Genomic DNA, 24,391 nt, shown 5'->3' on the forward strand with positions numbered 1-24,391 from the left:
GCAATCCACACCAGGCCAGAAGGCCCTCACCCATTTCAAGATCGGCCAGTCGAGACCTGCATCACTGTCCACAACCTCCGTGGACAGAACACCTAGGGCTGGGCCGTGCGGGCGGGCGCGCGGTCTCACAGGGCGTGCTGGGCGAGGAGCAGGGCGCCGATGCCCAGCATCGCCGCGCCCGAGGTGCGGGTGACCGCGCGGGCCGCCCTGGGGCGGGCGGCGAGCAGGTGGCGGGCCAGGGTGCCGACGGTCAGGTAGACGGCGGCACAGCAGGCCATGTGCAGGGTGCCGAGCACGGCCGTCTGGGCGGCGACCGGGGCATGGGTGCCCCCGGTCACCAGGAACTGCGGGAGCACGGAGAGATAGAGCAGCAACGCCTTGGGGTTCAGCCCGCTGATCGCAGCCCCCCGCCGGAAGCCCCCGGGGTCCCGCTCGCCGTCCGCCCCGCCCGCCGCCTCCTGCGGCACCGTCGGGTGGCGCAGGACGCCCCAGCCCAGCCACAGCAGGTAGCCGGCGCCCGCCGCCGTGAGCGCTGTCAGGAGCCGCGGGGAATCCGCCACCAGCACCGCGAGCCCCGCGACCGCCAGCGCCGTGTGCAGCGCGTACCCCGCCACCAGCCCCGCCACCGCCCGCGCGACCGAGCGGCCGCGCACCCCCGCGGCGATCACGTACGCCCAGTCGGCGCCCGGGACGCAGACCAGCAGCAGGTCGACGGCGAGGAAGGAGAGCAGGGGTGCGGTGTCCATGTGCGGGACATTAGGAGGGTTCGGCCCGAAAGTGTTGTCGAAATTTGCGCGTGACCAGCAGTTCTCGGGGAGAATCTGCCTCATGGACGACGTGGACCGGAAAATCCTTGCCGAGCTCCAGCAGGACGGCCGGCTGACCGTGACCGAGCTGGCCGGGCGGGTGCGGCTGAGTGTCTCGCCCTGCCACCGCCGGCTGCGCGAGCTGGAGCGGTCGGGGGCGATCAGCGGCTACCGGGCGGTGGTGGACCCGGCCGCGGTGGGGCTGACCTTCGAGGCGCTGGTCTTCGTGTCGATGCGGCAGGAGGACCGGGACACGGTCGCCGACTTCGAGCGGGCGCTCGCCGAGATCCCCCATGTACTGGACGCGCAGCGGTTGTTCGGCGAACCGGACTACCTGCTGCGGGTGGCCACCGCCGACCTCGCCGCCTTCCAGCGGCTCTACGACGAACGGCTCGCGACCCTGCCGGGGGTGCAGCGCCTCACCTCCACCCTGGTGATGAAGCACGTGGTACGGGACCGGCCGCTGCCCGCGTAGGGCGACAGGCGGTGGTTCACCGCTGCGTGTGAACCACCGCCTGCCAGACAGGACTCCGCGCGTGCGCTACTTCGTGGGCTTCTTCCCGGTCACGCCCAGGTGCACCAACAGCGCCAGGTTCGGCTTGAGTTCGGCCTGCTTCACGCCCCAGGTCTGGAAGCCCTTCTGGTGCGAGGCGACGGCCGCGAGCATCGCGACCAGTGAACCGGCCACCGCGGCCGGGTTCACGTCCTTGTCGACCCGGCCCTTGGACTGCAACTCCGCGACGGAGTCGGTCAGGGAGTTGTTCACCGAGTTCAGGATCTTCATACGGATCTTGTAGAACCGTTTGTCCCCTTCGGCGGCCCCGAGGTCGACCACGCGCAGGATCGCCTCGTTCTTGCGCCAGAACTCCAGGAAACCGTCGACGAGTTCCTGCGCGGTCGCCCAGCCGGCCTTGCCGACCCAGGAGCGCCCCGCCAGCAGTTCCGTCAACTGGCCGCCCTCGGTGGCCATCTGCTCGGCGATCTCCAGGACGGCGCCTTCGACGTCCGGGAAGTACTGGTAAAAGGTCGCGGGCGAAGTCCCCGCTCTCCGGGCGACATCGATGACCTTGACGTCCCGGTAAGGGGAGGAGCTGAGCATCTCGCTGAGGCAGTCGAGCAGCTTCTGCCGGGTCGCCTGCCCACGCCGACCGGCCACGCGGCCGTCGACGGTACGCACTTGTCCTGTCATGCCGTCAGCTTACCGAGGGGTGATCGGAGCGCGATTCGGCCGACTGCAAATGGGGTGCGCGGGTGTACGGGGGCCTGTCCGGAACGGAGACGGACGGGAATGCCCCGGTCACTCCGGGTGGGTGCGGCTGGTCTGCGCGGCGCGGGCCGGACGGTTACGTTGACGACATGGCCGAAAACAGGGCAGCCGAATACGCGGAGGGCGTCCCGTGCTGGGTGGACGTGCAGCTTCCCGACGTCGAGGCGGGCAAGCGGTTCTACGGTGACCTCTTCGGGTGGACGTTCGCGGACGCCGGGAACGGTTCCGCGTGGGCCCGGCTGACCGGCGCGGACGTCGCACGGCTCGCGCGGAAGAGAGACGGCCGGATGCCCACCGTCTGGACGGTCTACTTCGCCACCCCCGACGCGGCGGACCTGTGCCGGCGCATCCTGGCGGCCGGCGGGCAGGTCGTGACGGCCCCGGCCCCCGTCCGCGAACTCGGCACCGCCGCGCTGGTCACCGATTCGCAGGGGGCCGTCTTCGGTGTCTGGCAGGCCGCCGCCCACACCGGTTTCGGCCTGCGGCACGCTCCGGGCAGCTTCGCCTGGGCGCAGCTCTACACCGCCGACACCGGTGCCGCCGACACCTTCTACGCCCAGGTCTTCCACGACGCCCTCTTCGGCGCGGGCGCCGACCCGGACTTCGGCCGCGCCCCGGTGACCGAGGTGTTCGCGGCCGGGATGCCGGCCCAGTTCGTCGTGCACTTCCGCACCGGGGACGTGGAGGCCGCGGCCGAGGCGGTGCGGCGGCTCGGCGGCCGGGTCCAGGCGCCGCCCTTCGAGACGTCGTACGGGAAAGTGGCCGTCGTGACCGACAATCAGGGGGCGTCCTTCGCGCTGCTGCAACGCTGAGGCCACCGGAAGGCGGCTTTCAGTGGGCAAATGTCTCACTTTGTCATGAGACACCCCGACTGGTCACCGGGTTCGCAACCTGTGCCCGGGCCAGGAAGAATCGGGGTGCGTGCCGCCATGGCGGTGCGGTGGTGAGACGCTGCACGGGGTCGCGTACATATGTGGGTGACGGGGCCCGTACGGGGAGGTGGCAGGCAAGTGGTGGATCAGCTGACGCAGCACGATCCGCGGCGGATCGGGCCGTTCGAGGTGCTGGGACGGCTGGGGGCCGGCGGCATGGGGCTGGTCTATCTCGCGCGCTCGGCGTCCGGCCGGCGCGTCGCGATCAAGACGGTCCGGACCGAGCTCGCCGAGGACCAGCTGTTCCGGGTCCGCTTCACCCGTGAGGTGGAGGCGGCCCGCGCGGTCTCCGGTTTCTACACGGCGGCCGTCGTGGACGCCGACCCGCGGGCGGCCGTGCCGTGGCTCGCCACCGCGTACGTGCCCGCGCCCTCGCTGGAAGAGATAGTGAACGACTGCGGGCCGCTGCCGGCCCAGGCCGTGCGCTGGCTCGCCGCGGGCGTCGCCGAGGCCCTCCAGTCGATCCACGGCGCCGGACTGGTCCACCGCGACCTCAAGCCCTCCAACGTCCTCGTCGTGGAGGACGGCCCGAGAGTGATCGACTTCGGTATCGCCTCCGGTGTCTCCAACACCCGCCTGACCATGACGAACGTCGCCGTCGGCACCCCCGCCTACATGTCCCCGGAGCAGGCCAAGGACTCCCGCAGCGTCACCGGCGCCAGCGACGTCTTCTCCCTCGGCTCCATGCTGGTCTTCGCCGCCACCGGCCACCCGCCCTTCCACGGCGCCAACCCGGTCGAGACCGTCTTCATGCTGCTGCGCGAGGGCCCGGACCTCGAAGGCCTCCCGGACGAGCTGCGCCCGCTCATCGAGTCCTGCATGCAGATGGAGGCCGCCGCCCGCCCCAACCCGGCCGACCTCCAGGCCCAGCTGGCACCCCACCTGTTCGGCTCCGGCTCCGACGACAGCGGTACGGCGTCGGCCTGGCTGCCCGAGAAGGCGGTCGGGCTGATCGAGTCCCGCCGCGGCGGCCGTCCCGCCGTGAAGCCCTCCGCGCACCCGTCCGGTGCCCGCAGCGGCGGCCGCCCGGTCCTCCCGCCGCCACCGTCGTACGACCCCGCGATCCCCGCGTCCGTCCCGGTCGGCGCCCCCGACACCGGCCCGGTCCGGCTGGCCGGCGGCCAGGTCCCCATCGGACCCGGCCCGCGGGTCGCCGACGCCCGCGCCGCCGCCGTCAAGGCGCCCCCGCCCGAGGCCGGCCTGGTGGCCAGCTGGTCCCGCCCCAGCCCCGGTGTCAACGGCGCCGACCCCGCCGTCCCGCCGGTGCTCGCCCAGCCCCCGGAGACGGCGTCCGGCTGGCGGCCGTGGCGGTTCCGGATGTCCAACGACGTCTGGGGCACCCCCTCTGTCGACGGCGACCTCGTCTACGTCACCTCCTTCGAGGTGCACGCCCTCGACGTCGCCACCGGCCGCCGCCGCTTCAAGACCCGGGACGTCGCCTGGTCCATGGCGGTCGCCGACGGCCGTATCCACGCCTCCGACGGTCCCACCCTGTTCGCCCTGGAGGCCCGCGAGGGCGGTGACCTGTGGCGGCTGTCCACCGACGCCTGGGTGTACTCCCTCAAGGCCGACCGCGGCACCCTGGTCACCGGCACCCGGGGCGGCGGGGTCCAGGCCTGGGAGGCCGCCAACGGGCAGAAGCTCTGGGAGCTGTCCGGCGCCCAGACCGACTTCGAGGCCCCCGAGTCCGGGCCCTCCCTGTACGACGGCACGGTCTTCGTCTGGCAGGACGCGCGGCTGCGCGCGCTGGACGCCCGTACCGGTGACGAGCGCTGGTCGTACCCCATCGGCGACGCGGCCTCCTGCGGTGGCGTCCCGGTCCGCCTCACCCACGCCGACGACGGCTTCGTGTACGCCTGCGCGGGCACCCGCGTGATCGCCATCGACACCGCGACGGGGCGGGTGCGCTGGCACTTCGAGGCACCGGCGGTGTTCCTCTCCCCGCCGACGTTCGTGCCGGGCCCCGCGGTCACCGGCGGGGGCATCTACCTCGCCGACTACCTCGGCACGGTCTACGCCCTCGACGCCACCGACGGGCGGGACCGCTGGCGCATCGCCACCGAGGCCCGGGCGTCGATCGAGCCGGTGCTGGTGGCCGGCGGCCATGTGCACGTCGGCAGCGGCAAGGGGCTGTACACCCTGGACGCGGTCACCGGGACGCCCAAGTGGCGCTTCCAGGCGGGCGGTGACGTGGTGGGTGCCCCGGCGGTGGCCGAGGGACGGATCCACTTCGGCTCCACCGACCACCTCCTGTACACCCTGAAGGCCGACGACGGGCGGTTGCGCTGGAAGCTGGCCACCGGGGGTGAGATCACCGGGTCACCGGTGGTGCGCGACGGGGTGGTGTACGCGTGCAGCAAGGACAGGTGCGTGTACGCCCTGGACGCGGAGAAGGGCACGGGGACGGCCCGCACGGCGTGAGGGGCCGCCCGACGACATGGAGCCGCCACCCCATGGGCGGCCCTCGCTCACCGGATACGAGGGGGCGTGCGCGGCCGGTCGGCGAACAGCTCCGCCTGGCGCTCGTCCGCCAGGTTCCCCAGCGTGATGAGGTGCGGCGCCGTCCCGAACCCCCGTTCCCGCGCCGCCTCCTTCGCCGCCCACAGCGCCCGCACGCTCCCCTGCACCCCTTCCGTCGGATACCCGGCGATCACGGTCGCGCACCGCACGGCGGCATCCAACGCCTCTCCGGGGCACGTCACTTCGGACACCAGCCCCACCTCGTACGCCCGCCGCGCGGAGACCCGCTCGGCGTTGCCCATCAGCACCATCCGGGCCACCTCCCCGTACGGCATCCGCTGCGCCATCAGCACCGACTCGTACGCGCTGACCATGCCGTAGGAGGTGTGCGGGTCGAAGAAGGCCGCGGTCTCGTCGGCGATCACGAAGTCGCACTCGCCCAGCAGGTAGAAGGCGCCCCCGCAGGCCATCCCGGCGACCGCGGCGACCACCGGCTTCCACAGGTCGTTCGTCTTCGGCCCGATCGCGATCAGCGGATCGTCCTGGCTGTACGGCGACGAGGGCTGCGGCACCACCGCGTCCCGGTCGAGACCGGTGCTGAAGGCCCGCCCGCCCGCTCCGGTGAGGACGACGGCCCGCACCGCGTCGTCGAAGCGCAACGCCCGCCACGCCGCGGAGAGTTCGGCGGCCGTCGGCAGGTCGATGGCGTTGAGCTTCCCGGGGCGGTCCAGGGTGACGACGGCGACCCCGGTCTCCTTGTCGGTCGCGACGCGCAGGCTCACGGCCGCTCCAGGACCCACTGCGGCAGACCGTCCGCGAAGACCGCCTGCACCCGGGCGCCGATCCGGATCCGGTCCGGGGAAAGGGAGTTGAGAGGTGCCCCGGCCTCGCTGACCACGTTCCCCACCAGCCGCACCCGGGGCGCGTCGTCCAGCTCGACCACCACGACGTTGTACGGCGCCTCGGCGGCGTAGTCCGGCAGCAGCGGCGGGTGCGGGACGACGTACGACCAGATCCGGCCGCGTCCGCTCGTCGGCCGCCACTCGCTCGCGAAGGACCGGCAGTGCGGGCAGCACGGCCGGGGCGGGAACCGGGGTTCGTGGCAGTCGGCGCAGGTCTGGACGCGCAGTTCGCCGCGCGCCGCGTACTCCCAGAAGGGGGCGCCGTCGGTGTCGGTGGCCGGTCGCAGCATCTCAGCTCCGGTTGGTGAGGAGGAGGGCGGAGGTCGGGACCCCTTCACCGGCGGTGACCAGGCAGGTGGCGGCGCCGGGGACCTGCGCGGTACTGGTGCCGCGCAGCTGCTTCACGCCCTCGGTGATGAGGTTGAAGCCGTGCACGTAGGCCTCGCTGAGCCCGCCGCCACCGGTGTTGAGCGGCAGCCGCCCGCCGATCTCCAGCGCCCCCTGCTCGGTGAAGGCCCCGCCCTCACCCCGCCCGCAGAACCCGTACCCCTCCAGGGAGAGCGGGACGAGGGCGGTGAACGCGTCGTAGATCTGGGCGACGTCCACGTCCTCGGGGGTGAGGTCGGCGTGCTTCCACAGGTGCCGGGCGGCGGTCCAGGCGGGGCCGGTGAGGGGGTCGTCGTTCCAGTAGTTGACCATGCCGTGGTGCTGGGCGGGCAGGCCCTGGGCGGCGGCGTGGACGTAGACGGGGGCCTTGGCGCAGTCCCGGGCCCGTTCCCGGGAGACGACCACGCAGGCCAGCGCGCCGTCCGTCTCCAGGCAGTTGTCGAAGAGGCACAGGGGCTCGCTGATCCAGCGGGAGGTCATGTACATCTCGCGGGTGAGCGGGCGCTCGTACATGATCGCGGCGGGGTTCTGGTTGGCGCGGTTGCGGCAGGCGAGGGCGACGTTGAAGAGGTGGTCGCGGGTGGCGCCGTACTCGTGCAGGTAGCGGCGGGTGAGCATGGCTATCTCGTCGGCGGGCCGGAGCAGGCCGAAGGGCCGGGTCCACTGGGCCGGGGTGGGGAGCTGGACGGTGGTGTTGGTCCAGGGGCGGGGGCCGGAGCCGCGCTTGCGGGACCGCCAGGCGACCCCGACCGTCGCCTGTCCGCTCGCTATCGCGGCGGCGAGGTGGGCGACCGTGGCGCAGGAGCCGCCGCCCCCGTACCCCACCTTGCTGAAGTAGGTCAGGTCGCCGAACCCGACCGCCTTCGCCAGCTCCACCTCGTCCGTCTCCTCCATGGTGAAGGAGGCGAGGGCGTCGACCTCGCCGGGGGAGATGCCGGCGTCGTCGAGGGCGGCGAGGACGGCCCGGCAGGCGAGGGTCCGCTCGTCCTCGTCGAGCCGTTTGGCGAAGCGGGTCTGCCCGATCCCGACGATGGCGGTGGCGTCCTTGATGTCCCTGAGACCGGCCATGTGCCCGCACCTCCACGGCTGTCGCGGTTTGCTGACAGGGCGTCAGGCTACAGCTAATCTGACGGACAGTCAGCTACGTGTCCGGGGAGGCCGGTTGTGCGCGGTGACATGGAGTGGGGGACCGTTCCGGGACTGGTGCGGTCGGCGGCACGGCGGTACGGGGACGCCGAGGCGGTGGTGGACGGCCGGACCCGGATCGGCTACGCCGAGCTGGGCGCCCGGGTGGAACGGGCGGCGGCCGCCTGCCTGGCCGCGGGCGTCGGGACGGGCGACCGGGTGGGCATCTGGGCGCCGAACTCCCTGGAGTGGATCGTCGCGGCGCTGGGCGCGGTGTCGGCGGGCGGGGTGCTGGTCCCGCTGAACACCCGCTTCAAGGGCGCCGAGGCGGCGGACGTGCTGCGCAGGAGCGGGGCCCGGCTGCTGTTCGTGACGGGCACCTTCCTCGGCACCTCGTACGTGGCGTCACTGCGCAGGGCGGCGGGGGAGGGGGCCGGGCCCGGTCCGCTGCCCGGCCTGCCGGACCTGCGGGACGTGGTGGTGCTGGCGGCGGACGCGCCCGCCGACTTCCGTACCTGGAAGGACTTCCTGGCGGCGGGAGAGGGCGTCGGGGCCGGCGAGGTGGCGGCCAGGTCGGCCGGGCTGGACGGTGACTGTCTCTCCGACATCGTCTTCACCTCGGGCACCACCGGCCGTCCCAAGGGCGCGATGATCACGCATGCGCAGACCCTGCGCGCCTACCAGGTGTGGGCGGACCTGGCGGGCCTGCGCACCGACGACCGCTACCTCATCGTCAACCCCTTCTTCCACACCTTCGGCTACAAGGCCGGCGTGATCGCCTGCCTGATGCGGGGCGCCACGATGATCCCGCAGCCGGTGTTCGACGTGGCGACGGTCCTGGCCAACGTGGCCGCGGAACGGGTGTCGGTGCTGCCCGGCCCCCCGACCCTCCACCAGTCCCTCCTGGACCACCCGGCACGCGACACCCACGACCTGTCCGCGCTGCGCCTGGTGGTGACGGGAGCCGCCGTCGTACCCCTCCGGCTCGTCGAGCGCCTGCGCGGTGAACTCGGCGTCGGGACGGTCCTCACCGCCTACGGCCTCTCGGAGGCGAGCGGGATCGTGACCATGTGCCGCCGGGGCGACGACCCGACGGTGATCGCGTCGACGTCGGGCCGGGCGATACCCGGGACCGAGGTGCGGGTGGACGAGACCGGGGAGGTGCTGGTCCGCGGCTTCAACGTGATGCGCGGCTACTACGAGGACCCGGCGGCGACGGCCGCCACCCTGACCCCGGACGGCTGGCTGCGCACCGGTGACGTCGGGATCCTGGACGCGGCGGGCAACCTCCGCATCACCGACCGTCTGAAGGACATGTTCATCGTCGGCGGCTTCAACGCCTACCCGGCGGAGATAGAGCAACTGCTCGGCCTGCACCCGGACGTCGCCGACGTGGCGGTGGTCGGCGTACCCGACGCCCGCCTCGGCGAGGTCGGCAAGGCCTTCGTGGTCCGCCGCCCGGACGCACTGCTGACCGCCGACGACCTGATCGCCTGGGCGCGTCGCGAGATGGCGAACTACAAGGTCCCGAGATCGGTCGCCTTCGTCCGTGACCTGCCGAGGAACGCGAGCGGGAAGGTGCTCAAGGGGGAGCTGCGGGGTCGGCCCGTCACCGGTACCGGATGACGCCCCTGGCCTCATCGGCTAGAGTTAGTCCAGTGATTAGTCCACTGACTGGATCACCGACTGGAAGGTGGCCACCGTGGATGCGGTTCGCCAGTACAACGTGCATGAGGCCAAGACCCACTTCTCCCGCATCCTGGAGCAGGTCGCCACGGGCGAGGAAGTCGTGATCAGCAAGGCCGGGGAGCCGGTCGCCAAGGTGGTTCCGCTCCGGCCCAAGGTGAGACGGACGGCCCGGGGATCCCTCCGGGGGCGGATCCACATCCCCGAGGACTTCGACGAACTGCCGGACGACATCGCCGACGCCTTCGGGATGCGTTGATGCGGCTCCTGCTCGACACCCATGTGGTGCTCTGGTGGCTGGACGACTCCCCGGAGCTGTCCAGCGAGGTCAAGGACCTGCTCGACACCGAACCCGGTGTCTACGTGAGCGCGGTGACCCCCTGGGAGATCGCCATCAAGCAGTCGCTCGGGAAGCTCGATGCGCCGGAGGACCTCGCCGAGCGGGTACGGGACAGCCAGTTCACCGGGCTGCCCATCACGGCGGGGCACGGTGTGCGGGCCGGGCGGCTGCCCGCGCATCACCGTGATCCGTTCGACCGGATACTGGTCGCGCAGGCGCAGATCGAGGGGATGACCCTGGTGACGCGGGACAAGTGGATCCCGCAGTACGACGTACGCGTCATGGAGGTGTGAGGGCGGGCTCCGCCACGGCACACCTCCGCCACGACACACCTCGGCCGCGGCGGCTCCCCCTCCGCGCCGCCGCGGCCGGTGCTCCCCCCGGACCTTGGTTCAGCCTGCGGCTTCCGTGGTGGCGTGGTTCTCCAGCAGCGCCTTCTCCGCGCCGGTCGCGTGGTTCTCCAGCGCCACGACCTTGGTGTCGGCGGTGCCGTTCTCCAGGATCGCCTTCTCGGCGCCGGTCGCGTGGTTCTCCAGCGCCACGACCTTGGTGTCGGTCGCGTGGTTCTCGTCGGGCGTGACGACCGGCCGGCTCGTCTTCTCGTCGCTCATCGGTTGTGCTCCTCTGTGTAAAAGTAGGCAAGGCCTGTCCGGCGGCTCCCCCGGGTGCCGCCGGACAGGCGCGGCGGCCGTCACCCTAATGGGTGGGCCTACCGTGTCGATCCGCCTGCCCCCCGACGCGCCGGACCGATGGATTGAGGATGACGCGTGGCGATAAACGAACGATGAACGGGTCGCGGCGCAGGTCAGGCGGCTGCCGTCGGTGCGAGAAGGGCGCGAACCTCGGCGGCCTCGTGGGCGCCCAACTGCTCGAACACCACCAGCGCTTCGCGCCAGCAGGCGCAAGCCCGGTCCGACTGCCCGATGTCGCGCAGGCTGCGACCCAGGACGGTGAGCACGTTCGCGTGCCGCCACTCACCGCCGATGCCACGCAGGAGGGACAATGACTGCTCCGCCATCGCGGCGGCCTGGGCAGGGCGGCGCGCCGACAGGTGCACCTCCGCCATACGGAAGATGGTCATGCCCTCCCAGAGACGCTGACGGCTCTCCCTGAAGACGCTCAAGGCGTCGTCCAGGCAGGTCAGGGCCTGGTCCGGCTGCCCGGACTGGGTCAGGGCGAGTCCCAGGGCGTATCGGGCGTTCGCGCCCCTGAGGGTGTGTCCCAGGGTGTCGTATATCGCCACGCCCTCGCCGGCGAGCCGCACCGCCTCGGCGACGCGGCCGGTGGCCAGCTGGATGCGGGACAGGTTGCACAGCGCGCTGGCCTCGCCGGGCCGGTTGCCGTCGGCGCGGTAGTTGGCGAGCGCCACGTTCAGGTGAGCCTCGCCGTCGTGATGGCGCCCTTGATAGAGGGCGATGATTCCCCGGTCGTTCGGTGTTACGCCGCTCGGCAGCGGATCCCTGGTCGCCTCGGCCAACTCCATGGCCTGCGCGGCCTCCTCGTCGGCCAGGTCGAATCGGCCGGCGACGATGTGGACGTTGGTGATCGCCATCCGGGCCCGGCCCTCGGCCAACGGGTCGGCCTGCAGCTGTGCGGCGTCGCGGGCCGCTGTGGCCGCAACCTCGTAGTCGCGTGCGTTGGCGCCGGACTCGGCGAGGTCCTTGACCACCCACAGCAGGTCGATCGCGGCGCGCAGCCTGCCGTCACGGACGGACTGCCGCGCACAGGCCAGCAGGCAGTCGGCCTCGGCGTACAACCAGTCCAGCGCCGTGCGGTGGCCGGTGAAGGAGAGCCCGGGGTATCCGGTCGGCGCCAGGTGCTCCACGGTCCGGTCGCCCGGGCGCTCGATCGCGTACACCCCCGCCGCAGTGGCCAGGTAGAAGTCCAGCAGCCGCGACATCGCCGCCTCGCTCCCCCACTGCCCGAAAGGCGTGGGAGGTTCCCCCATGCCCGGTGGCTGCTCGTCCCGCTCCGCGCATGCGCGCGCGTAGAGCCGGACCAGGTCGTGGAAGCGGTAGCGGCCCGGCGCCGCCGACTCCAGCAGCGAGGTGTCCACCAGGGCCTCCAGGAGGTCCTCGGTGTCCTCCGCCGGGAGGTCGAGGACCGCCGCGGCCGCGGCGAGGGAGATGTCCGGGCCATCGGCGAGGCCCAGCAGCCGGAAGGCGCGGGCCTGGGCCGGTTCCAGCTGGCCGTAGCCCAGCTCGAAGGTGGCCTTCACCGCGAGGTCGCCGGCCTGGAGTTCGTCGAGGCGGCGGCGTTCGTCGGCGAGTTTCGCCGCCAGCACCGACACCGTCCAGGTGCGGCGCGACGCGAGACGTGACGCCGCTATCCGTATCGCGAGCGGGAGGAAGCCGCAGGCCGCGACGACGTCCAGGGCCGCCTCGCGCTCCGCGGCCACCCGCTCCTCGCCGACGATCCTCGTGAAGAGCTGGAGCGCCTCGTCGGGGGACATCACGTCCAGGTCGACCAGGTGCGCCCCGGCCAGGTCGACCATCCGGACCCGGGAGGTGACCAGGGCCGCGCAGCCCTCCGTGCCGGGCAGCAGCGGTCGTACCTGGGCCGCGTCCTTCGCGTTGTCCAGCAGGACGAGCACCCGGCGGCCGTCCAGGACCGAGCGGTACAGGGCCGCCCGGTCGTCGAGGGAGTCGGGGATGGCGGAGCCCGGCGTGCCGAGGGCGCGCAGGAAGGAGCCGAGGACCGTCTCCGGGTCCGCCGCCTGCGCCCCGGCGCCCTGGAGGTCGACGTACAGCTGGCCGTCCGGGAAGGCCGCCCGCGCCTGGTGGGCCACGTGCACGGCGAGGGTGGTCTTGCCGACGCCCCCGATGCCCGCCAGCGCGGATACGGCCATCACCCGGCCCTCCGCCGAGGCCAGCACCTCGCTCAGCTCGGCCACGAAGGCGGAACGCCCCGTGAAGTCGGGGACGGTCGCCGGGAGTTGGGCGGGGCGCACCGGGGCGGCGGGCGGCTCGGCCGCGGGGGCGGAGGGCTCCGCGAGGGCCGGGTCGGCCTGGAGGATCCGCTGCTGCAGCTCGCGCAGGCCGGGCCGCGGGTCCACGCCGAGTTCCTCGGCGAGCAGACGGCGGGTGTCGGCGTACACGGCGAGGGCCTCGGCCTGCCGGCCGCTGCGGTACAGGGCGAGCATGAGGAGCTCGCGGAGCCGCTCGCGGAGCGGGTGCGCGGCGGTCAGCGCCGTCAGCTCGGACACCGCCTCCGCGTGGCAGCCCTGTTCCAGGTCCATGTCCAGCCGCGACTCCAGCAGTTGAAGGCGCCACTCCTCCAGGCGGGCCCGCTGGGCGTCGGCGTACGGGCCGGGGACGCCCGCCAGCGGTTCACCGTCCCACCGGGCCAGCGCCCGGTTCAGGACGTCCCGGGCCCGGTGCAGGTCCCCGGCGCTCTTCGCCTTCTCCGCCTCCGCCGCCAGGTCCTGCACGGCGGCCAGGTCCAGGGCGCCCTCGCCGAGCCCCCGCACCGCGTACCCGCCGGACTCGCTGACCAGGATCCCGGGGTCCAGGACCTTGCGCAGCCGGGAGGCGTACGTGCGGACCGCCGCCAGCGCCTGCGAGGGCGGCTCGGGGCCCCACAGCGCGTCGATCAGCTCGGCCGCGGTCGCCGTCCGGCCCTCGCGCAGCAACAGAGCCGCGAGCAGCGCGCGTTGCTGCGGGGAGCCGGTGTTGAGCGGCTCCTCGGCGCGCCAGGCGCGCACCGGACCGAGCACGCTGAAGCGCAACGCCGCCGCCTCCGCCGCGGAGGAGGGGCGCCGCTGCTCCGGTACCCGCGGTCCACCGTCCATGCCCGTCCCCCTAGACACCCGACTCACCCCGTCAGTTTGCCTTGTTCAGCCGATTGCGTCAGCCGGGCGAGACACCGATCACAGGGCGACACGCGGTGGTCCACAGAGTCTTCACGTGACGGCTGCCCCCGCGAGCGGCGCGGTCCCCTGATGGAACGATTCTTCCCGGAGCGCCCACCGCGCCGCCGCATCAGCCTGACGAACCGTCATCTCAACAGCTGACGGTTCGTCAGATCGGCGCTACCGTGAGCGCCATGGACAGTGACGACATCCAGGACGGCACCCTCCCGCCGATCATCTCCGTCGACGACCACACCGTGGAGCCGCCGGACGTCTGGCAGTCCCGCCTCCCGAAGAAGTACCTGGACACCGGGCCGCGCATCGTCCGGGCCCCGCTGCGGGAGATGAGCTTCCTCGGCGGCCGGTTCAAGCCCGTCATGGGCGCGCCGGGCGAGGACGGCCCGGTCGGCGACTGGTGGATCTACGAGGACCTGCACCGCCCCCTCACCCGCCTCGACACCGCCGTCGGCTACTCCCGCGACGAGATCAAGCTCGAGGTGATCACGTACGAGCAGATGCGCGCGGGCTCCTACGACGTGCCGCAGCGGCTCGCCGACATGGACGTCAACCACGTCCAGTCCGCCCTCTGCTTCCCCACCTTCCCGCGCTTCTGCGGGCAGACCTTCACCGAGGCCGCCGACCGCGAGCTGGCGCTGCTCTGCGTGCGGGCCTACAACGACTGGATGGTGGAGGAGTGGTGCGGCCCGCAGGCCCGCGGCCGCCTGATACCCCTGATCCTCATCCCCCTCTGGGACGCCGAACTGGCCGCCGCCGAGGTCCGCCGCAACGCGGCCCGCGGGGTCCGCGCCGTCGCCTTCTCCGAGATCCCCCCGCACCTCGGGCTGCCCTCCGTCCACACCGACGCCTGGGACCCCTTCCTCGCCGCCTGCGACGAGACCGGCACGGTCGTCGCCATGCACATCGGCTCCAGCAGCAGGATGCCGTCCACCTCCGCGGACGCCCCGCCCGCCGTCGGCTCCACCATCACCTTCGCCAACTGCTGCTTCTCGATGGTCGACTGGCTGATGAGCGGCAAGTTCGAACGCTTCCCGAACCTGAAGGTGATGTACGCCGAGGGCCAGATCGGCTGGATCCCCTACATCCTGGAACGCGCCGACGTCGTCTGGGAGGAGAACCGGGCCTGGGGCGGGGTCGCCGACAAGGTCACCCGGCCGCCCTCGGAACTCTTCGCCGACCACGTCTACGGCTGCTTCTTCGACGACGCCTTCGGGCTGAAGAACCTCGACTCCATCGGCCTCTGCAACGTCCTCTACGAGACCGACTACCCGCACTCCGACTCCACCTGGCCGAAGTCGAGGGAGGTCGGCGAGGCCCAGATGGGCCACCTCGCACCGGACGTGGTGGAGAGGATCGTCCGCGGCAACGCCATCGACCTGCTGGGACTCACCCCGGAGGGTCTCTGGGGCGGTCCGCGGTGACCGACTACGGCATCCAGCTCCCCGTCCAGTCCCAGTCCACGATGTACGCGGAGAGCTGGGAGGCCGGGGCGGGCGCCGCCGACCTCGTCGAGATCGCGCGGGCCGTGGACCGGGCCGGCTTCGCCTACCTAGCCGTCTGCGACCACGTGGCGATCCCGCGCCGGCTGGCCCCCGCGATGAGCACGGTCTGGTACGACCCCGTCGCCACCCTCGCCCACCTCGCCGCCGTGACCGAGCGGGTCCGCCTGCTCAGCCATGTCGCCGTCGTCGCGCTGCGCCACCCCCTGCTCTCCGCCAAGCAGTACGCGACCGTCGACCACCTCTCCGGCGGGCGGCTCGTCCTCGGGGTCGGGGCCGGACACGTACGGGAGGAGTTCGAGGTGCTCGGGGTGGACTTCCGGCAGCGGGGCGCGGTGCTCGACGAGGCGATCGACGCGCTGCGGGCGGCGCTGGGGGCGGACGAGTTCCCGTCCCACCACGGGAAGTTCTACGACTTCGAGGAACTCGGCCAGCGGCCCCGCCCCGCCCAGCGGCGGGTGCCGGTGTGGGTCGGCGGGTCCTCACCGGCGGCCGTGCGCCGGGCCGCGCTCAAGGGCGACGGCTGGCTGCCGCAGGGCGACCCGAGGGACCGCCTCCCGGCCCAGATCGACCGGCTGCGGCGGCTGCGCGCGCAGGCCGGTGTGACAGGGCCGCTGACGGTCGGCGCGATCACCGAACCGCTGTACGTCGGCACGCCCGGGTGGGAGGTCGGCCGCCGCACCCTGAGCGGCCGCCCCGAGTCCCTCGCCGAGTCGCTGCGGGCCTACCGCGCGATGGGCGTGGACCAGATCCAGGTGCGGTTCCGCAGTCGGGGCCGGACCGAACTCATCGACCAGATCACCGCGTTCGGGGCCGAGGTCGCGCCCCACCTGACGTGAGGAGTGCGTGGCATGGGGAAGCTGGACGGGCGGGTCGTCATCGTCACCGGGTCGGCCCGCGGACAGGGCGAGCAGGAGGCGCGGCTCTTCGTGGCGGAGGGCGCGCGGGTCGTCGTGGCCGACGTGCTGGACGACCAGGGCGAGGCCCTCGCCAAGGAGATCGGGGCGGCCTACGTCCACCTGGACGTGGGCGTGGAACAGGACTGGCAGGCCGCCGTCGCCGCCGCGAAGAAGGCGTACGGCCGTCTCGACGGGCTGGTGAACAACGCGGGCATCCTGCGCTTCAACGCCCTCGTGGACACGCCCCTCGACGAGTTCATGCAGGTCGTGCAGGTCAACCAGGTCGGCTGCTTCCTCGGCATGAAGACGGTGGCGCCGGAACTGGCCGACGGCGGGACCATCGTCAACACCGCGTCCTACACCGCGCTGACCGGGATGGCGGCGGTGGGCACCTACGCGGCGACCAAGCACGCGGTGCTCGGCCTCACCAGGGTCGCCGCGCTGGAACTCGCCGACCGGGGGATCCGCGTCAACGCGATCTGCCCCGGCGCCATCGACACCCCGATGTCCAACCCGGCGCGGCTGGACCCGGACGCGGACCCGACGGAGATGAGCCGCGCCCTGGACGAGCTGTACCGCAAGCTCGTGCCGCTGGGGCGGATCGGGCGGCCCGAGGAGGTGGCCCGGCTGGCGCTGTTCCTTACCTCGGACGACTCGTCGTACATCACCGGGCAGCCGTTCGTGATCGACGGGGGATGGCTGGCCGGGGTCAGCGTCATCTGACGGACCGTCAACTATTGACGTTTCTGACGCAACGTCAGAAAGTCGTAGGACTCATAGGGACCACCTGAACTTGGGACGGTGAACCGCCGTGGAATTCGGGCTCTTTGTACAGGGATACGTGGGCAAACGTGCCGAGACCGACCCCCTCGCCGAGCACAAGGCACTGATGGAGGAGACCGAGTACGTCATCGAGGCGGACCGGTCCGGCTTCAAGTACGCCTGGGCCTCCGAACACCACTTCCTGGAGGAGTACTCGCACCTGTCCGCGAACGACGTGTACCTGGGGTACCTGGCCCACGCCACCGAGCGGATCCACCTCGGCTCCGGGATCTTCAACCCCCTCGCCCAGGTCAACCACCCCGTGAAGGTCGCCGAGAAGGTCGCCATGCTCGACCACCTCACCGGCAACCGCTTCGAGTTCGGCAGCGGGCGCGGCGCCGGCTCCCACGAGATCCTCGGGTTCATACCGGGTGTCACCGACATGAACTACACCAAGGAGATCTGGGAGGAGACGATCGCCGAGTTCCCCAAGATGTGGCTCCAGGACGAGTACGCCGGCTTCCAGGGCAAGCACTGGCAGCTGCCGCCGCGGAAGGTGCTGCCCAAGCCGTACGGGAAGTCCCACCCGGCGATGTGGTACGCGGCCGGGTCCCCGCCGTCGTACGCCATGGCCGCGAGGAAGGGGCTGGGGGTGCTCGGATTCAGCATCCAGAAGGTCTCCGACATGGAGTGGGTGCTTGAGCAGTACAAGACGGCGATCGTGAACGCCGAGCCGGTGGGGGACTTCGTCAACGACAACGTGATGGTGACGACGACCGCGATCTGCGCGCCCACGCACGACGAGGCGATCCGCATCGCGGCGTCCGGAGGGCTGCACTACCTGCCCTCGCTGGTGTTCCGGTACCACGACACGTTCCCGCGGCCCGAGGGGTTCCCGGAGTGGCCGGAGACGTTGCCCGAGTACACGCCGGAGTTCGTGGAGCTGCTGGTCGAGGAGGAGCTGCTGATCTGCGGCGACCCCGACGAGGTGCTGCGGCAGTGCAAGCGGTGGGAGCAGGCCGGGGCCGATCAGCTGAGCTTCGGGTTGCCGGTGGGGGTGCCGAAGGAGGAGACGTTGCAGACGATCCGGTTGATCGGGGAGCACGTGATTCCGAAGATCGACACGGATCCGGTGCACCGGACCACGCGCTTCCGTCAGGGGGCTTGAGGGGGAAAGCAGGCCGGTCAGCGCATCGCGTGCTTGAGGAGGCAAGGTTCGTGCTCGATCACGTCATCAAGGGGGCGACCGTCGTCGACGGGACGGGCGCACCCTCGTACACCGCCGACGTCGGCATACGCGACGGTCGGATCGCCGTCGTCGGAACCGTCACCGGGGAATCCCGTACCACCGAGGACGCCTCGGGGCTCGTGCTCGCGCCCGGGTTCGTCGATCCGCACACGCACTACGACGCGCAGCTCTTCTGGGACCCCTACGCGACCCCTTCCCTGAACCACGGGGTCACCACCGTCGCCGCCGGGAACTGCGGCTTCACGCTCGCGCCGCTGAACCCTGCCCGCCCCGCCGACGCCGACTACACCCGGCGCATGATGTCCAAGGTCGAGGGCATGTCCCTGGTCGCGCTGGAGGAGGGGGCGCCCTGGAGCTGGAACTCCTTCGGGGAGTATCTGGACGCGCTCGAAGGGCGGATCGCCGTCAACGCCGGGTTCATGGTGGGGCACTGCGCGCTGCGGCGGTACGTGATGGGCCCCGAGGCGGTCGGCGGGCAGCCCAGTGACGAGCAACTCGGCGAGATCGTGCGGTTGTTGCACGAGGCGATGGACGCGGGAGCGTGGGGTTTCTCCACCACCCAGTCCAGCACCCACTCCGACGGGGACGGGCAGCCGGTGGCCTCCCGGCACGCGCGCCCCGCCGAGCTGCTGGCCCTCGCCAAGGCCGTGGGGGAGCACGAGGGGACGCAGATCGAGGCGATCGTCGCCGGGTGCCTGGACCAGTTCAGCGACGCCGAGATCGAGTTGTTCGCCGAGATGAGCGCGGTGGCCGGGCGGCCGCTGAACTGGAACGTGCTGACGGTGGACGCGTCCGTGCCGGAACGGGTGCCGCGGCAGCTCCGGGCCAGTGAGCGGGCACGGAAGGCGGGCGGGAGGGTGGTGGCCCTGACCATGCCCATCCTCACGCCGATGAACATGTCGCTGGGGACCTTCTGCGCGCTGAACCTCATCCCCGGCTGGGGGCCGATCCTCGGGCTGCCGGTTCCGGAACGGATCGAGAAGCTGCGGGATCCCGGGGTGCGGGCGGAGATGCTGGAGCGGGCCAGGTCCAAGGAGGCCGGCGTGTTCCGGCGGCTCGCGAACTTCGGGCGGTACGTCATCGGGGACACGTACAGCGAGGCCAACGCCGGGCTCACCGGCCGCGTGGTGCGGGACATCGCGCAGGAGCGAGGCCAGGAACCCTTCCACGCCCTGGTCGAGATCTGCGCCGCCGACGACCTGCGGACGGTCCTGTGGCCCATGCCCACCGACAACGACCCCGAGTCCTGGGCGCTGCGCGCCGAGACCTGGCAGCACGAGGACGTGCTGCTCGGCGGGTCCGACGCCGGGGCGCATCTGGACCGGATGTGCGGGGCGCCGTACACCACCCGGTTCCTCGGGGACTGTCTGCGCGGCCGGAAGCTGCTCGGTCTCGAACAGGCCGTGAAGATGCTGACCGACGACCCCGCCCGGCTCTTCGGGCTGCGGGAGCGCGGGCGGATCGCGGAGGGCTGGCACGCGGACCTGGTGCTCTTCGACCCGGAGCGGATCGCCGCGGGACAGGCCACCCTGGTGCACGACCTGCCGGGCGACAGCCCGCGCCTGGACTCGAAGGCGATCGGGGTGCGGGCGGTCTGGGTCAACGGCGTCGAGGCCATCCGGGACGACGTGGTGAGCGGTGCCGTACCGGGGAAGGTGCTGCGGTCCGGGCGGGACACCAGGACGGTGAGCACCCGGTGAGCGCGGCGGCCGAGGGGCAGCGGCTGTTCGTCGGGGGATCCTGGGTCGAGCCGGACGGCGGGCACTACGCGGTCGTCGACCCGGCGACCGAGGAGACCGTCGGCTGGGCTCCCGAGGCCTCCGAGGAGCAGGTGCTGGCCGCCTGCGCGGCGGCCCGGGAGGCGTTCGGGGCGTGGTCACGGACGCCGGCGGGGGAGCGGGCGGCGGTGCTGGGCCGGGCCGCCGACATCGTCCGGGGGCGACTGGGGCCGTACGCGGAGCTGGCGCGGGCGGAGACCGGGGCGACCACCGGGACGGCGCGGGCCATGCAGGTGGGGGTGGCCGCCGCCCGGTTCCGGCGGTACGCGACCGTGGAGCCCGCCGAGTGGGCGATCCCACCGCAGATCAACGAGGCCGGCCCGATGGGGAAGGCCGGGGTGATGGGCGCGCTGGCCGTACGGCAGCCGGTCGGCGTGGTCAGCTGCATCACCTCGTACAACAACCCGTGGGCCAATCCGGCGGGGAAGGTCGCGCCCGCGCTGGCGATGGGCAACACGGTGGTGGTCAAGCCGGCCCCGCAGGACCCCCTGTCCGTCTACCGGATGGCGGAGGCGCTGGAGGCGGCGGGGGCCCCGCCGGGCGTGCTGAACGTGGTCTCGGGGAGGTCCACCGGGGTCGGCGAGGCGGCCGTCGCCTCCCCGGACGTCGACATGGTCAGCTTCACCGGGTCCACCGCCGTCGGGCAGCGCATCGCCGAGGTGTGCGGACGGGACATGAAACGGCAGCTGATGGAGCTGGGCGGCAAGGGCGCGGCGGTCGTCTTCGACGACGCGGACGTCGGCTCGGCCGTCGCCGGGATCGGCACCACGTTCTCCTTCTACAGCGGGCAGATCTGTACGGCGCCCACCCGGGTGCTGGTGCAACGGGGGCTGTACGACCGGCTGGTGGAGCAACTTGCGGCGTATGCACGCCGGTTGCCGGTCGGGGACCCCTCGGCACCCGGCACCGTGGTGGGGCCGGTGATCACCGCCGAGCACCGGGCGCGCGTCGAGTCGTACGTAGAACTCGCCCGCAAGGAAGGGGCGACGGTGGTGGCCGGTGGCGAACGCCCGCCGCTGGAGCGGGGGTTCTACGTCGCCCCCACCCTCCTCGCCGACTGCACCAACGACATGCGGGCGGCCCGTGAGGAGATCTTCGGCCCGGTCGTCTCCGTGGTCCCCTTCGACGACGAGGAGGAGGGCATCGCCCTCGCCAACGACTCCGACTACGGCCTCATCGACTACGTCTGGTCGGGAGACGTGGCGCGGGCCTTCCGGGTGGCGCGGCGGCTGCGGGCCGGCGGGGTCGGCGTCAACACGGTCGGCCGGAACATGGAGGCGCCGTTCGGCGGGTTCAAGAAGAGCGGGGTGGGCCGGGACGTGGGCTCGTACGCGCTGCACGCCTACAGCGAGGTGCAGGCGATCGTCTGGCCCGGGTGAGGTGTTACCGGCCGGTCACCTGCCCCTTCGGGCTCGGGGAGGTGTCCTCGGCGGGCAGAGATCGTGAAAGTGGCCGCACGGGAGGGGGCGGGTCCGTAGCGTCCGGGACACAAGAGGGACGGCCGGTTTCCGGTTGATCGACGTCCGGCCGTTCTCCTTCCTCGAACACGCACGGAATCCTCCGGAGACCACTCCATGAAGCTCGCCAAGAGAATCGCCCTGACCACCACGGCCGTGGCCGCCACCGCGGCGGCCACCGTGCTGGGTACGACCGCCGTCCAGGCGTACTCCGCCCGGCCCGCCCACCTCCCGGCCGTCCACGCCCCCGCCGCCCTCGCGGTGCCCGACGGCAACAGGCTGACCGGCGTCTACTCCGCGCACGGCGTGCAGACCTACACCTGCACCGACGGTGCCTGGAAGCTCCTCGAGCCCGCCGCCACCCTCTCCGACAAGCGGGACCGCGCCCACCGCCCGGTCGCCCTGCACTCCCGTGGCCCGGTGTGGGTCTCCACCGTCGATGGCAGCGCGGTGAACGCCTCGGCGATCGCCAACTCCCCCAAGGACGGCGCCGTCCCCGAGCTGCTCCTGAAGGCCACGGCCACCCGCGGCGCCGGCACCTTCGAGGGTGTCACCTACGTCCAGCGCCTCGACACGGAGGGCGGCGTGGCCCCGGCCGCAGCCTGCACCGGCACGGACCAGATCTCGGTGCCGTACGCGGCGACGTACGCGTTCTACAAGGCCGCCAGCTGAGCCAGGGGCCGTCCTAGTCGGTGAGGTCGACCCGGATCGTCAGCAGCTGCGTGCCCAGCGCCTTCACCGCGGCGCTGTTGCCCCGGGGCAGGGTGCGCAGCCGGGCGACCGGGTCGTCGTCGGGCAGCAGGTGGGCGGTGCCGTGGTGCCACCGTCCGCCGATCCGCACCCGCACCCGCGGATCGGCCTGGATGTTCCGCACGTACTGCGACTTCGTCCCGAACTCCGACACCAGCCAGAAGCTGTCCCCGACCCGTCGCCCGCCCAACGGCGTCCGCCGGGCCTGCCCGGAGACCCGCCCGGTGGTCTCCAGCAACGTCTGGAAGGGCATGAGCCGGGTCAGCGGATTGGCGACGTGCCGCTGGACGGCGGTGGTGATCCGGAATCTGCGGTCGGACATCGTTCCTCTGTCTCCGAGGTGGGCTACAGGCCGGTGGGCTTTGCGCGCCGACATGACGTTCTTTGACAGAATCGGGCACGCAGGTCCGGTTCCGTACACGTTCTCCACTTCGAATGTCGGTGCGTCACCCGCAGGGTCACGAGCTTCGCTCAGTTTCGAGGAGAACCACCGTGTTCCGACACCCCCTCCGTCCTGTCGCGGCCGCCGCCGCCGCGCTCGCCGCCGTCGGCGGCCTGACCGCCGCGACAGCAGGTCCCGCCTCGGCCTCCCCCGCGTCCCGCTCCCGGCACGTCCTGCTGCTGTCGGTCGACGGCCTGCACCAGTCCGACCTGGCCTGGTACGTGGCCCGGCACCCGCGTTCCGCGCTCGCCCGCCTGGCCGGCGGCGGCGTGGAGTACACCCACGCGAGAACCACCGTCCCCTCCGACTCCTTCCCCGGCATGGTGGGCCAGCTGACCGGCGGCGACCCGGGCGTCACGGGCGTCTACTACGACGACACCTACAGCAACGCCCTGCTCCCGGCCGGCACCACCCACTGCGCGGGCGTCAAGCCGGGCGCCGAGGTCGACCTCACCGAGGACCTCGACAAGAACCAGAACTCCCTCGACGCGGGCCAGGGCCTGTCCGACCTGCCCGGCAGCATCCTGAACATGACCGGTGACGCCGCCGCCCTCATCGACCCGGCGAAGCTGCCCGTCGACCCGAAGACCTGCAAGCCGGTCTACCCGCACTCCTACCTCAAGGTGAACACGGTCTTCGACGTGGCCCGCAAGGCGGGGCTGCGCACCGCGTGGTCGGACAAACACGTCGCCTACGAAATCCTCGACGGCCCGTCCGGCGACGGCATCCAGGACCTGTTCGCCCCCGAGATCAACAGCCAGGCCATCGGCTACCCGGCCGGCCAGGACTGGACGAAGGACAACGCGGCCACCGAGCAGTACGACGCGTACAAGGTGAAGGCCGTCCTCAACGAGATCGACGGCCACGACCACAGCGGCACCCACCGGACCGGCGTCCCGGCGGTCTTCGGGATGAACTTCCAGTCCGTGTCCACCGCCCAGAAGCTGCCGGTCTCCGACGGCCTGACGGGCGGTTACACCACGCCCGGCACCCCCGGCCCGCTGCTCGCGAAGAACCTCGCCTTCGTCGACCATGAGGTCGGGGCGTTCCTCGCCGAGATCCACAAGCGGGGCCTGGACGGCAGCACCACCGTCATCCTGTCCTCCAAGCACGGCCAGTCGCCCACCGACCCGAAGGCGCTGACCCGCATCGACGACGGACCGCTGCTCGACGGGCTGAACGCCGCCTGGAAGGCCGCCCACCCCGGCGCCGGCGACCTGGTCGCCCACGCCGTGGACGACGACGCCATGCTGTTGTGGCTCAACGACCGTTCCCAGGCCGCCACCGAGTTCGCCAAGGCCTACCTGCTCGCCCAGTCCGGCACCGGCAACGGCATCGACGGAGCCGCCAAGCCGTTCACGGCGAGCGGCCTGAAGACGGTGTACGCCGGTGCGGCCGCCGCCCGGTACTTCCACGCCCGGCCCGGCGACTCGCGCGTGCCCGACGTGTTCGGCATCAGCCAGTACGGCGTGGTCTACACCGGCGGCAAGGGGAAGATCGCCGAGCACGGCGGGGCGGCCGCCGACGACCGCGACGTGCCGCTCGTCGTCTACGGCGCCGGCACCCCGCACGCCGTGCGCGTCGACGCGCCGGTGCGGACCACGCAGATCGCGCCGACGATGCTGCGGCTGCTCGGCCTGAACCCGCGCGCCCTGGACGCCGTCCGCATCGAGCACACCCGGTCCCTGCCGGTCCGCTGACCGGGCAGGGGGTCGCCCCGCCGGCCGCGACGGCCGGCCAGAGCCGGTTGACGAGCGCGAAGTGCCCGAGGTGGTTGGTGGC

Annotated in this window: 22 protein-coding genes; 14 read left to right on the top strand and 8 right to left on the bottom strand. The window is 72.3% G+C overall.

Features of this window, described 5'->3' with window-relative positions:
• Positions 1-125: 125 nt before the first annotated feature.
• Positions 126-746 (bottom strand): LysE family translocator, encoded by a 621-nt coding sequence (locus ABZ646_RS13655; protein ID WP_360517311.1) that lies wholly within the window; start codon positions 744-746, stop codon positions 126-128.
• Positions 747-828: 82 nt separating this feature from the next.
• Between ABZ646_RS13655 and ABZ646_RS13660 the strand changes: the two genes are divergently transcribed.
• Positions 829-1,281 carry an Lrp/AsnC family transcriptional regulator gene (locus tag ABZ646_RS13660; RefSeq protein WP_093501654.1) on the top strand — a complete coding sequence of 151 codons (453 nt, stop codon included), beginning with the start codon at positions 829-831 and terminating at the stop codon, positions 1,279-1,281.
• A 66-nt stretch (positions 1,282-1,347) separates the two neighbouring features.
• Here ABZ646_RS13660 and ABZ646_RS13665 read toward each other — a convergent pair whose 3' ends face one another.
• Positions 1,348-1,995 carry a TetR family transcriptional regulator gene (locus ABZ646_RS13665; protein ID WP_360517314.1) on the bottom strand — a complete coding sequence of 216 codons (648 nt, stop codon included), beginning with the start codon at positions 1,993-1,995 and terminating at the stop codon, positions 1,348-1,350.
• A 167-nt stretch (positions 1,996-2,162) separates the two neighbouring features.
• On the opposite strand from ABZ646_RS13665, the gene ABZ646_RS13670 reads away from it, so the two are divergent.
• The gene (locus tag ABZ646_RS13670) at positions 2,163-2,885 is read left to right on the top strand and encodes a VOC family protein (protein WP_360517317.1); all 723 of its coding nucleotides are present in this window, start codon (positions 2,163-2,165) and stop codon (positions 2,883-2,885) included.
• Between the two features lie 198 nt (positions 2,886-3,083).
• Positions 3,084-5,426, top strand: coding sequence for a PQQ-binding-like beta-propeller repeat protein (locus tag ABZ646_RS13675; protein ID WP_360517320.1), 2,343 nt, complete (start codon positions 3,084-3,086; stop codon positions 5,424-5,426).
• A gap of 47 nt (positions 5,427-5,473) precedes the next feature.
• Here ABZ646_RS13675 and ABZ646_RS13680 read toward each other — a convergent pair whose 3' ends face one another.
• The 3 genes from ABZ646_RS13680 to ABZ646_RS13690 are packed head-to-tail and all read right to left on the bottom strand — an operon-like array spanning position 5,474 to position 7,822.
• A complete protein-coding gene (locus ABZ646_RS13680; RefSeq protein ID WP_360517323.1) occupies positions 5,474-6,247 on the bottom strand; it encodes an enoyl-CoA hydratase/isomerase family protein in 774 nt (257 codons plus the stop codon).
• A complete protein-coding gene (locus ABZ646_RS13685; RefSeq protein ID WP_360517326.1) occupies positions 6,244-6,657 on the bottom strand; it encodes an OB-fold domain-containing protein in 414 nt (137 codons plus the stop codon). The genes ABZ646_RS13680 and ABZ646_RS13685 overlap by 4 nt, the downstream gene beginning before the upstream one ends.
• A gap of 1 nt (position 6,658) precedes the next feature.
• Positions 6,659-7,822 carry a lipid-transfer protein gene (locus ABZ646_RS13690; RefSeq protein WP_360517329.1) on the bottom strand — a complete coding sequence of 388 codons (1,164 nt, stop codon included), beginning with the start codon at positions 7,820-7,822 and terminating at the stop codon, positions 6,659-6,661.
• Positions 7,823-7,918: 96 nt separating this feature from the next.
• Between ABZ646_RS13690 and ABZ646_RS13695 the strand changes: the two genes are divergently transcribed.
• The 3 genes from ABZ646_RS13695 (at position 7,919) to ABZ646_RS13705 (ending at position 10,198) form a co-directional block, all read left to right on the top strand.
• Positions 7,919-9,505: a FadD3 family acyl-CoA ligase gene (locus tag ABZ646_RS13695; protein ID WP_360517332.1), complete on the top strand. Its 1,587-nt coding sequence runs from the start codon at positions 7,919-7,921 to the stop codon at positions 9,503-9,505.
• A 76-nt stretch (positions 9,506-9,581) separates the two neighbouring features.
• Complete coding sequence (locus ABZ646_RS13700) at positions 9,582-9,824, top strand: type II toxin-antitoxin system prevent-host-death family antitoxin (protein ID WP_360517335.1); 243 nt, start codon at positions 9,582-9,584, stop codon at positions 9,822-9,824.
• Positions 9,824-10,198 carry a type II toxin-antitoxin system VapC family toxin gene (locus tag ABZ646_RS13705; protein WP_360517338.1) on the top strand — a complete coding sequence of 125 codons (375 nt, stop codon included), beginning with the start codon at positions 9,824-9,826 and terminating at the stop codon, positions 10,196-10,198. Before ABZ646_RS13700 ends, ABZ646_RS13705 begins: the two co-directional genes overlap by 1 nt.
• 99 nt (positions 10,199-10,297) lie before the next feature.
• Here ABZ646_RS13705 and ABZ646_RS13710 read toward each other — a convergent pair whose 3' ends face one another.
• Entirely contained in the window at positions 10,298-10,516 is a 219-nt protein-coding gene (locus tag ABZ646_RS13710; RefSeq protein WP_360517340.1) for a hypothetical protein, read from the bottom strand.
• A gap of 194 nt (positions 10,517-10,710) precedes the next feature.
• Positions 10,711-13,695 carry a BTAD domain-containing putative transcriptional regulator gene (locus ABZ646_RS13715; protein ID WP_360517343.1) on the bottom strand — a complete coding sequence of 995 codons (2,985 nt, stop codon included), beginning with the start codon at positions 13,693-13,695 and terminating at the stop codon, positions 10,711-10,713.
• A gap of 254 nt (positions 13,696-13,949) precedes the next feature.
• On the opposite strand from ABZ646_RS13715, the gene ABZ646_RS13720 reads away from it, so the two are divergent.
• From ABZ646_RS13720 to ABZ646_RS13750, 7 genes are all read left to right on the top strand, one after another.
• On the top strand, positions 13,950-15,194 hold the full coding sequence (locus ABZ646_RS13720; RefSeq protein WP_360517346.1) for an amidohydrolase family protein: 1,245 nt from the start codon (positions 13,950-13,952) through the stop codon (positions 15,192-15,194).
• The gene (locus ABZ646_RS13725) at positions 15,191-16,111 is read left to right on the top strand and encodes an LLM class F420-dependent oxidoreductase (RefSeq protein ID WP_360517349.1); all 921 of its coding nucleotides are present in this window, start codon (positions 15,191-15,193) and stop codon (positions 16,109-16,111) included. The genes ABZ646_RS13720 and ABZ646_RS13725 overlap by 4 nt, the downstream gene beginning before the upstream one ends.
• 12 nt (positions 16,112-16,123) lie before the next feature.
• Complete coding sequence (locus ABZ646_RS13730; protein ID WP_360517352.1) at positions 16,124-16,894, top strand: SDR family oxidoreductase; 771 nt, start codon at positions 16,124-16,126, stop codon at positions 16,892-16,894.
• A gap of 88 nt (positions 16,895-16,982) precedes the next feature.
• Positions 16,983-18,101: an LLM class flavin-dependent oxidoreductase gene (locus ABZ646_RS13735; RefSeq protein ID WP_360517355.1), complete on the top strand. Its 1,119-nt coding sequence runs from the start codon at positions 16,983-16,985 to the stop codon at positions 18,099-18,101.
• A 29-nt stretch (positions 18,102-18,130) separates the two neighbouring features.
• The gene (locus ABZ646_RS13740) at positions 18,131-19,882 is read left to right on the top strand and encodes a D-aminoacylase (protein WP_360517358.1); all 1,752 of its coding nucleotides are present in this window, start codon (positions 18,131-18,133) and stop codon (positions 19,880-19,882) included.
• Positions 19,879-21,339, top strand: coding sequence for an aldehyde dehydrogenase family protein (locus tag ABZ646_RS13745; RefSeq protein WP_360517361.1), 1,461 nt, complete (start codon positions 19,879-19,881; stop codon positions 21,337-21,339). Before ABZ646_RS13740 ends, ABZ646_RS13745 begins: the two co-directional genes overlap by 4 nt.
• Positions 21,340-21,534: 195 nt before the next feature.
• Positions 21,535-22,089, top strand: coding sequence for a DUF3455 domain-containing protein (locus tag ABZ646_RS13750; protein ID WP_360517364.1), 555 nt, complete (start codon positions 21,535-21,537; stop codon positions 22,087-22,089).
• Positions 22,090-22,102: 13 nt separating this feature from the next.
• On the opposite strand, the gene ABZ646_RS13755 is transcribed toward ABZ646_RS13750, so the two are convergent.
• Entirely contained in the window at positions 22,103-22,489 is a 387-nt protein-coding gene (locus ABZ646_RS13755) for a nitroreductase/quinone reductase family protein (protein ID WP_360517367.1), read from the bottom strand.
• A 170-nt stretch (positions 22,490-22,659) separates the two neighbouring features.
• Here ABZ646_RS13755 and ABZ646_RS13760 point away from each other — a divergent pair, with 170 nt between their 5' ends.
• Positions 22,660-24,309, top strand: coding sequence for an alkaline phosphatase family protein (locus tag ABZ646_RS13760; RefSeq protein WP_360517370.1), 1,650 nt, complete (start codon positions 22,660-22,662; stop codon positions 24,307-24,309).
• Positions 24,310-24,391: the final 82 nt, after the last annotated feature.

The sequence above is a fragment of the Streptomyces sp. NPDC007162 genome (assembly GCF_040634175.1).
Lineage (GTDB): Bacteria > Actinomycetota > Actinomycetes > Streptomycetales > Streptomycetaceae > Streptomyces.